Source organism: Schaalia cardiffensis (assembly GCF_016405145.1).
Classification (GTDB): domain Bacteria; phylum Actinomycetota; class Actinomycetes; order Actinomycetales; family Actinomycetaceae; genus Pauljensenia; species Pauljensenia cardiffensis.
The window spans coordinates 77,577-85,401 of record NZ_JAEKIA010000010.1 but is presented as its reverse complement, the minus strand read 5'-3'; the positions used below and the strand labels follow the sequence as shown (position 1 = coordinate 85,401).

At 61.9% G+C, this 7,825-nt stretch carries 12 protein-coding genes; all 12 read right to left on the bottom strand.

The features are described from left to right. Positions 1-204: 204 nt before the first annotated feature. The 12 genes from rpsI to infA all read right to left on the bottom strand — a co-directional run bounded on the left by rpsI (position 205) and on the right by infA (position 7,693). On the bottom strand, positions 205-696 hold the full coding sequence (rpsI, locus tag JFX23_RS07140; protein ID WP_198776315.1) for a 30S ribosomal protein S9: 492 nt from the start codon (positions 694-696) through the stop codon (positions 205-207). 44 nt (positions 697-740) lie between these two features. After that, positions 741-1,184 carry a 50S ribosomal protein L13 gene (gene rplM / locus JFX23_RS07135; RefSeq protein WP_040313531.1) on the bottom strand — a complete coding sequence of 148 codons (444 nt, stop codon included), beginning with the start codon at positions 1,182-1,184 and terminating at the stop codon, positions 741-743. 257 nt (positions 1,185-1,441) lie between these two features. Further along, a complete protein-coding gene (gene truA / locus JFX23_RS07130; protein WP_198776314.1) occupies positions 1,442-2,374 on the bottom strand; it encodes a tRNA pseudouridine(38-40) synthase TruA in 933 nt (310 codons plus the stop codon). After that, the gene (locus tag JFX23_RS07125) at positions 2,362-3,111 is read right to left on the bottom strand and encodes an ROK family protein (RefSeq protein ID WP_198776313.1); all 750 of its coding nucleotides are present in this window, start codon (positions 3,109-3,111) and stop codon (positions 2,362-2,364) included. The genes truA and JFX23_RS07125 overlap by 13 nt, the downstream gene beginning before the upstream one ends. A 165-nt stretch (positions 3,112-3,276) precedes the next feature. After that, positions 3,277-3,522 (bottom strand): GNAT family N-acetyltransferase, encoded by a 246-nt coding sequence (locus JFX23_RS07120; protein ID WP_198776312.1) that lies wholly within the window; start codon positions 3,520-3,522, stop codon positions 3,277-3,279. A gap of 286 nt (positions 3,523-3,808) precedes the next feature. After that, entirely contained in the window at positions 3,809-4,378 is a 570-nt protein-coding gene (locus JFX23_RS07115; protein WP_198776311.1) for a Panacea domain-containing protein, read from the bottom strand. A 250-nt stretch (positions 4,379-4,628) separates the two neighbouring features. After that, positions 4,629-5,120 (bottom strand): 50S ribosomal protein L17, encoded by a 492-nt coding sequence (gene rplQ / locus JFX23_RS07110; RefSeq protein ID WP_198776310.1) that lies wholly within the window; start codon positions 5,118-5,120, stop codon positions 4,629-4,631. A gap of 46 nt (positions 5,121-5,166) precedes the next feature. Next, entirely contained in the window at positions 5,167-6,165 is a 999-nt protein-coding gene (locus JFX23_RS07105) for a DNA-directed RNA polymerase subunit alpha (protein ID WP_005962216.1), read from the bottom strand. A gap of 151 nt (positions 6,166-6,316) precedes the next feature. Continuing rightward, positions 6,317-6,727 carry a 30S ribosomal protein S11 gene (rpsK, locus tag JFX23_RS07100; protein ID WP_005962218.1) on the bottom strand — a complete coding sequence of 137 codons (411 nt, stop codon included), beginning with the start codon at positions 6,725-6,727 and terminating at the stop codon, positions 6,317-6,319. Positions 6,728-6,795: 68 nt separating this feature from the next. Further along, positions 6,796-7,170, bottom strand: coding sequence for a 30S ribosomal protein S13 (rpsM, locus tag JFX23_RS07095; protein WP_005962219.1), 375 nt, complete (start codon positions 7,168-7,170; stop codon positions 6,796-6,798). Positions 7,171-7,317: 147 nt separating this feature from the next. Further along, positions 7,318-7,431 carry a 50S ribosomal protein L36 gene (gene rpmJ / locus JFX23_RS07090; RefSeq protein ID WP_003790577.1) on the bottom strand — a complete coding sequence of 38 codons (114 nt, stop codon included), beginning with the start codon at positions 7,429-7,431 and terminating at the stop codon, positions 7,318-7,320. Between the two features lie 40 nt (positions 7,432-7,471). Next, entirely contained in the window at positions 7,472-7,693 is a 222-nt protein-coding gene (gene infA / locus JFX23_RS07085) for a translation initiation factor IF-1 (protein ID WP_005962220.1), read from the bottom strand. Between the last annotated feature and the right edge of the window lie 132 nt (positions 7,694-7,825).

The window sequence follows — 7,825 nt, the reverse complement described above, 5'->3', positions numbered from 1 at the left end:
AAACCCCGATCAGACCAACACATTCTGTCCACCCTCATAGTTGGCCGCCACCAACTAAAACCCAGACCTTCCCGCACCAGCACAACGAAAAGTCCCAGTCAGACCAACACGAGGTGTCCTTTAACCCAAGCCGAAGGCGTCGCCTCAAAGCCGAAGGCCCCGTCCTCGTCGAAACGAGGGCGGGGCCACAGCGTGAAGAGCGGATCAGCGCTTCGAGTACTGCGGGGCCTTGCGGGCCTTCTTGAGGCCGGCCTTCTTGCGCTCGATCGCACGGGCGTCACGAGTCAGGAAACCTGCCTTCTTGAGCGCCGGGCGGTTCGCTTCGCGGTCGATCTCGTTGAGGGCGCGCGAGATGCCCAGACGCAGGGCGCCGGCCTGGCCGGAGATGCCGCCACCGTTGATACGGGCGATGACGTCGAAGCGTCCGTCAATGTCGAGAAGCACGAAGGGGGACTTCACGAGCTGCTGGTGGAGCTTGTTCGGGAAGTAGTCTTCGAGAGTGCGTCCGTTGATCTTCCACTCGCCGGTTCCGGGAACCAGGCGAACGCGAGCAACGGCCTCCTTGCGGCGGCCCAGGCCCGCGCCGGGCGCGGTGATGGACTGGCCGGCGCCTGCGGGCGCGGACTCAGTCTCGGTCGTGTACGAGCTGGGGACGTTCTCTTCGTCCAGCTCGACGAGTTCAGTGGTCTCAGCCACGGTTCTCCTCAGTTCTTAATGGGGTGCTCAGGAGCGCGGGGCGCTCACTGGGCCACCTGGGTGATCTCGTAGGGAACCGGCGACTGGCCGGCGTGAGGGTGCTCAGCACCGGCGTAGACGTGCAGCTTCTTGAACTGCGCGCGGCCGAGGCTGGTGTGGGGAAGCATGCCACGGACGGCCTTCTCGACGGCGCGCTCAGGCGAGTTCGCCATGAGGTCACGGTAGGAGACGGCGGTGAGGCCACCGGGACGCCCGGAGTGGCGGTACGCCATCTTCTGCTCGAGCTTCTTACCGGTCAGAACGACCTTGTCCGCATTGATGATGATGACATTGTCGCCCATGTCCATGTGAGGGGCGAACGTCGGCTTGTGCTTCCCACGGAGAATGTCGGCGACCTTGGCCGCCAGACGGCCGAGGACGACGTCGGTGGCGTCAATGACGTACCACTTCTTGTCCGCGTCCCCGGGCTTGGGTGAATAGGTGCGCACGGGCGTAACCTTCAATTCTTGTCGGTCATGGAGCGTGTGCCTCAGGTGTCTGGGCCTGGCTCTCGATGAAACGGTTCGCGCGAGGCGTCAAAGGCCGCTCGACGGCGAGTGGGAATGCACCGAAGGAGCCGCTGACGCACAGCGTTAGTCAGTTTATCCGCGTGCATCGGGCCGGTCAAAGCCGTCGGCGCACTGTGTCGGATCACTCAGCTCCACGTCGATCAGGCTCGTTGTGCACGCCAGGCTTGTGCGCTTCTTCAGTCCTCCTGGCAGCAGCCCCTGCGCCGCCTGGCCACTTTCGCCCTCGACGCCCATTGTTGTTCCTCCGGGTAGTGCACATCCTCGAGGGTGAGGCCATGCGCCGGAGCGATCGGGGCCGCCCCTTCGCGGCTGCACTTCTCAAGAAGTTGCGCGGACCAGGACTCGGGCTTCTTTCCCTGGCCGATCGGAAGGTGAGCACCAACGAGGGAGCGAACCATGGAATGACAGAAGGCATCCGCCTCGACTCGGCATTCGACGATCCCCCCGATGCGCGTGAACTCCAGGCGCCTGAGGGTGCGGATCGTCGTGGCCCCTTCGCGTGGGCGGCAGTAGGAGAGGAAATCGTGTTCGCCGAGCAAAGCTGCGGCTGCCCGGTTCATCGCATCAAGGTTCAGGGGGCCGGGGAGGCTCAACACGTCGTGCCTGCGCAGCGGATCGGGCGCGCCCTCGCAGATCCGGTAGCAATAGCTCCGCCCGAGGGCGCTGAAGCGAGCGTCGAAGTCGGCACTTACCCTGCTGATTCTCGAGATGACAATGTCGGAGCTTCCACGGGGGATGAGCAGACCGTGTCCTCTCCCCCATTCGCCGTGGGCTTTGGCGATCAGGGCGTTGAGTCTGCGCGTCAGAGCCGCGCCGATCGCCGTGCCATCCTCTCGGTCTGCATCACGAGGGGCGAAGCCCTGCCAGGCGTCGAGCGGAATGTCGACGTGCGCGACCTGGTGGCGTGCGTGCACCCCAGCATCCGTGCGTCCCGCGACGGTGAGCACGAGAGGCATTCGGGCAACGAGGGCGAGGGCGCTTTCGATTTCTCCTTGCACTGTACGAAGCCCAGGTTGGGCCGCCCAACCGTGAAAGTCCGTGCCATCGTAGGCGAGGTCGATGCGCGCACGGATTGTTTCGACTGCCTCAGGGGGGTTCACAGTTCCCACGCTCGAACTCCCCCGATGATTCCCGCGTCGTTGGGAACGATGATGACATCCTCACCAAGTTTGGCCCGGTGACCTGCGGTGATGCGTTTGGAATTGCCGCCGCCGAGGTAGAGGCGGTCCCACAGGTACATGGGTCTCAGTCCATCAACGATTCGGCGCACGCGCCGAGACCAGTGGGTATCGCCCAGACGCAGACGTTCATGTTCGCCGATGTAGTCGTCGTAGGTCAGCCCCCAGCGCACGAAGCCTTGGGAGACTTCGATGTGGGGCGCGAGTACGCCTCCGTCGAATACGGCGTTGCCTAGGCCAGTGCCCAGGGTGATGATCATTTCGAGGCCGGTGCCGGTTACGACTCCGGCTCCTGCGACTTCGGCGTCGTTGAGGACTTTCGTCGGCAGTTCGAGGGCTCGTCCGAGGGCGCGGCCCATGTCGAAGAATCGCCATTCTTCAACAAGTTCGGGAAGGATCTTCGAACGCGGACCCGAGCGGGTGATGTAGTGGGGGGTTGCGACGACGACCCCGTGGCGGATCATCCCGGGCATTCCCATTGTGACCCGGTCGGCGCGGGGCAGCTGCTCCGCAAGGTCGACCGCTGTCTGGACCAGGAGCGCGGGTGGGAGCGGGTAGGGCGTTGGGGTGCGCAGCGGCGGGGCGATCATGGTGCCGTGCGAGTCGAGGACGGAGGTCTTGATCCCTCCGCCACCGCAGTCGATCGCGAGGGTCATCTCTTCGGACATGACTCTCACTCTATCCGCACAATCTCGATCCCCCCCCTTCTCTCAGACGTCATCATTTGAGCAATCCGGAGAATGGACTTGACCATTTTCAAAATGAGAGAAACTGACGAGGACGAAGGGACGATCCTAAAACGCTGGGGAAAATCTCGCTTGGCCCATGCTCCTTTAGGCCAACGGCCGCAGGCTCTTGCGGACTGCCTTCGCCGAGAGAATCAATCTTCTCCCTTCGATTGGCACGAAGCCCTGGTTTTCGTAGAAGCTGACGAGACCCTCGTCCAAAGCATCGACAACGATAAGTTTGCACGCGGCCCTATCCGCAGCCTCGACACACTTCCACAGTGCCTCATGCAGAAGAACTTTTCCGTATCCCCGGCCTTGAAGAGCGCGATCCAACCCGAGCTTCGCGATCATGAATGCTGGCGCGAATCCTCTTTCATCAACGCCCCAATGCTTCCGTCGGGTGGAGCTCAAGGAGGTCGGAACGGAGAGAACATGAACGCGTGATGCGAAGAAGGCGCATAGTCTGTCCTGTTCATCAACACACACCCACACGGAGATGTTTCCTTGTCGCTGCTGGTTCAAGGCTTCGTCGTGGAGCCAGTGGTCGATTGCGACCTGTCCGCAGGAAAAGGCACTTCTATCGTGGTGTTCCCCAAGGGGCTCAACCCGTTTCCACGGGCCCACTGGGATTTTGTTTTCAGATGGCACCTTCGACAGCCTCGAGTCGGTCCCAGACAGGTTGATCGACGAACCAGACGGTATCGCAGTGGACACGTTCGCTTGCTGCGACGGAATGGCGGTAGTAGTCACGCAAGGCCGCATCATCAATCAGGCAATAGTGAGAATCTGGGTCGTACGCGTCCTTCCACGGAGCGTCTTTGTGTGAGAGCATACGCAATTCACTGGCGGAATAGTCGCCGTATTTCTCCCATATCGAGTCTAGGAAGCGGTAGACACCCTCGGGAATCTCTCGGCAACGATCCTTCGCCAGCGCCGCGACGTCATCATCCTTTACTACGATGGTGGAGCGCCCGAACACGCGGAACTCTTGATAGATTCCGTCGATGACAGGACCATGTTCGAAGGCGAAAATATCAGAATCGAACAGCCTGTTCCCAGTTTCCGCCAAGTAGTTGGCCTGCGCGAAATACATGAGCTTATGAAGCTTCATCTGCGTCACATCCGATTCATAACGCTCCTCGTCGCGAGCAATGAAATAGTCGGCGATCAAACGACAATTGAGCTTCGTTTCTACAAGTGCTTCCATGTTCTCCACCTCCTCCCGGTTCGTTACCGCCAGATCGTAACACTGCGCCCGCTCAGATGCCTTCTTCCTGTGGATTCGCCCTTTGAGGCGGCGACCTTCGAGTACGACCGTCTTTTAACCATCTGCTGAATAAGCTGCGCGATTCCGGACTTCTCGATCCGACTGTCCCCCGTCGAGAGTAGAGACGGGGGGCCGGTGATCCAAAGGATCACCGGCCCCCCGCACTCGTGACGCGCATGCGTCTCAAGTGTCACTCGGCTTCAGTCGCCTTAGCCTCAACAGCCTCGACCTCGGCGATCTCGTCCTTGGCGGGCTCTTCAGCCTTCTCAGCAGCCTTGGCGACGGTCGCCTCGGCAGCCTTCACGACAGCCTTCTTCTCGACCTTCTCGAGGACGATCTCGATGCGCATGAGAGGAGCGTTGTCACCCTTGCGGTTACCAACGCGGATCAGACGGGTGTAGCCGCCATTGCGCTCCGGGTCGAGCTCGGGAACGATCTCGTCGAAGAGCATGTACACGGCTTCCTTCGAGGTGATCTTCTTGGCGACGGTCCGGCGGGCGTGCAGGTCGCCGCGCTTGGCCTTCGTCACGAGCTTCTCGAAGTAGGGCTGAAGGACCTTAGCCTTCGCCTCAGTGGTGGTCAGAGCGCGGTGTTCGATGAGCTGGGTCGCGAGGTTCGCGAGAATCAGCTTCTGGTGCGCCGGGCTGCCGCCCAGGCGGGCGCCCTTCTTGGGAGTGGGCATTTCGTCTCCTACGAATTATTCGCGTCCATCGGACGCATGCTGTGGGTCAGATGGACTGTTCGTCGCTGAACTGGATCGATCCGGAGTCGGAGTCACCGAAGTTAGGCATGACCGAATCCTTCAGGGTCATACCAAGCCCGGCGAGCGCTTCCTTGATCTCCTCAATCGACTTCGTGCCGAAGTTGCGGATGTCGAGCAGGTCGGCCTCGGAGTGGGCGACGAGCTCACCGACGGTGAGGATTCCGCGACGACGCAGCGCATTGTACGAACGCGACTGCAGGTTGAGGCTCTCGATTGGCAGGGCCAGATCGGCAGCGAGGGTCGCGTCGGTGGTCGACGGTCCAACCTCGATACCCTCGGCTTCCTCGTTGAGCTCGCGCATGAGGCCGAAGAGCTCGACGAGAGTCTTGCCTGCGGATGCGAGGGCGTCGCGCGGGGTGATCGCGGGCTTCGTTTCCACGTCGATGACGAGGCGGTCGAAGTCGGTGCGCTGCTCGACACGAGTCGCCTCGACCTTGTAGGTCACCTTGACGACGGGCGAGTAGATCGAATCGATCGGAATCCGCGAGATCTCAGCCTGCGGGTCCTTGTTCTGAGCGGCGGACACGTAGCCGCGACCGCGCTCAACGGTCAGCTCGATTTCGAGCTTGCCCTTCTCGTTCAGGGTCGCGAGGGTGAGTTCCGGATTGTGGATCTCAACCCCTGCCGGCGGGGTGATGTCGCCCGCGGTGACGGCACCCGGGCCGGCCTTTCGCAGGTACATCACGACCGGCTCGTCGTTCTCGGAGGAGAGGACGATCTGCTTGATGTTGAGGATGATCTCGGCGACATCCTCCTTCACGCCCTCGATCGTGCGGAACTCGTGGGCGACGCCATCAATACGGATGGACGTGACCGCGGCGCCGGGAATCGACGAGAGGAGGGTGCGACGCAGGGAGTTACCGAGCGTGTAGCCGAAACCGGGCTCGAGGGGTTCGAGCGTGAAGCGCGAGCGGAATTCGCTGACCTTGTCCTCAGTGAGGATTGGTCGCTCTGCAATGAGCACGTCTTGGTCCTTTCTTCCCGGCGCCCACCATATGACGCCGGAGTGTGGTTCCCGCAGGAGCGGGCAAGGGAGTGTGAGCGGCCTGAGGCTCGCTCAGACGTGGGGATGGTTCCTCATCAACGAAGACGAGGCTCCGTCCCGGCGCGACAGATCAGACGCGGCGACGCTTCGGGGGACGAGCGCCATTGTGGGCCTGGGGGGTGACGTCCTGGATCGAACCGACTTCGAGGCCTGCGGCCTGCAGGGAGCGGATCGCGGTCTCACGGCCGGAGCCGGGACCCTTGACGAAGACGTCGACCTTCTTCATGCCGTGCTCTTGGGCGCGACGGGCCGCAGCCTCGGCCGCGAGCTGGGCGGCGAAGGGGGTGGACTTGCGCGAGCCCTTGAAGCCGACCTGGCCGGAGGAGGCCCAGGCGATGACGGCACCGGTCGTGTCGGTGAGGGAGACGATGGTGTTGTTGAACGTCGACTTGATGTACGCGTGACCGTGGGTGACGTTCTTGGAGATCTTCCGGCGCGGCTTACGAGAAGCACCGGAGCGCGAGGTCTTTGCAGCTGCCATGTTGCTTTACTGTTCCTTCTTCAGTCGTGTGTGGGGTCTCGTGCGCAGGTGCGACGAGCCCTCAGGCCTTACTTGGCCTTCTTCTTGCCTGCGACGGTGCGCTTCGGGCCCTTACGGGTGCGAGCATTGGTCTTGGTGCGCTGTCCGTGGACCGGCAGGCCACGACGGTGACGAAGTCCTTGGTAGGAACCGATTTCAATCTTGCGGCGAATATCGGCCTGAACCTCGCGGCGCAGGTCGCCCTCGACCTTGAAGTTGTTGTCGATGTATTCGCGAAGCTTGACGAGATCCTCTTCGGTGGCGTCCTTCACGCGCAGGTCGGGGCTGATGCCCGTGGCTGCGAGGGTCTCGGCGGCGCGGGTGCGGCCCACGCCGTAGATGTAGGTAAGCGCGATCTCCAGTCGCTTTTCGCGGGGGAGGTCGACACCGGCAATACGTGCCATGTTGTTGGTGCTCCAGTTGTTCCTCGGAGGTCGTCATCGCTCCTTCCGAATGAGCCATTCGGCCCCGGCCTCCGAACCGGGGGTCGCCTTTCGGCGGATGAAACGATGCTGTCGGGCAATTCGCCCGGGGTCAGCGATGCGCTGGGCTCAGCCCTGGCGCTGCTTGTGCCTGGGGTTGTCGCAGATGACCATGACGTTGCCGTGGCGACGAATCACCTTGCACTTGTCACAGATCTTCTTGACACTCGGCTTGACCTTCATGGTGGTTCCTCCACCGCCCGAGGGCGGTCAGTGTCGGTTCTTACTTGTATCGGTAGACGATACGGCCTCGTGAGAGGTCGTAGGGGCTCAGCTCGACGACGACCCGATCCTCAGGAAGGATTCGGATGTAGTGCTGTCGCATCTTCCCCGCGATGTGGCCGAGCACAACGTGACCGTTTGCCAGCTCCACGCGGAACATCGCATTAGGCAGAGCCTCAACGACTGTGCCTTCCATTTCGATGACGCCGTCTTTCTTCGCCATATCCTCCGTCTGTCCTCTACGTTCATCGGATGAATCACAGCCCTAGGGCCGCGGGACATGTGCAGCATGTACGGCAAGGGCCAACATGCGACACGCCCGAGGATCTACAATACGACAAAAGCGCTTGATTCT